Source organism: Streptomyces sp. BK79 (assembly GCF_044142145.1).
Lineage (GTDB): Bacteria > Actinomycetota > Actinomycetes > Streptomycetales > Streptomycetaceae > Streptomyces.
Genome location: NZ_JBHVOC010000083.1, coordinates 1 through 856, shown reverse-complemented (window position 1 = coordinate 856; position 856 = coordinate 1). Strand labels below are relative to the sequence as shown.

The window sequence follows — 856 nt, the reverse complement described above, 5'->3', positions numbered from 1 at the left end:
ACCACCCGGCGCGGAGGAGGCGACACCCCTCACGCCTCGGCCCTGTGCGACCTCTTCCAGGCCCTGCACGAGTTCGTCCCGTTCTCGGCCCACGACCGCGGCCCGGTGCTCGAACGCCGTACGCGTCGAAGCCAACGACCAGCCCACATCGGCCGGGCCCAACTCGCCGACATACTCGCTCAGTTGCGCTGCCTGTGCTTTCAGTGCCTCTGCCGTCCGTGCGGAGAGCACCCACGGCACCACACCACCCGCGTCGGACTCCGGCACCTCCTCTTCCTCCGGTGCCTCCTCGATGATCACGTGCGCGTTGGTGCCGGAGATCCCGAACGAGGACACTCCCGCCCGCCGCAGACGACCGTCCTCCGACGGCCACCTCCGCTCCTCGGTGAGCAGCCGCACCGCGCCCGAGCCCCAGTCCACCTCGCCCGACGGCTCGTCCACATGCAGCGTCCGAGGGAGGCGGCCCTTCTCCATGGCCAGCACCATCTTGATGACACCGGCGACGCCGGCAGCAGCCTGCGCATGACCGATGTTCGACTTCACCGACCCCAGCCACAGCGGACGATCCGCATCCCGGCCCTGCCCGTACGTCGCCAGCAGTGCTTGCGCCTCGATCGGATCCCCCAGGGACGTCCCCGTGCCGTGTGCCTCTACGGCGTCCACGTCCTCAGGGGCCAGGCGTGCGCTGGCCAAGGCCGCGCGGATCACCCGCTGCTGCGACGGACCATTCGGCGCCGTCAGACCGTTCGACGCACCGTCCTGGTTCACCGCCGAACCCCGCACCACCGCCAACACCCGACGCCCGTTACGCCGCGCCACCGACAACCGCTCAAGCACCAGTACGCCCACGCCCTCG

General features: G+C 70.6%; 1 protein-coding gene. It reads right to left on the bottom strand.

From position 1 onward, the window contains the following. A partial coding sequence (locus ACFIF2_RS35865) for a ketoacyl-synthetase C-terminal extension domain-containing protein (RefSeq protein ID WP_395577483.1) occupies positions 1–856 on the bottom strand: 856 nt, incomplete at both ends.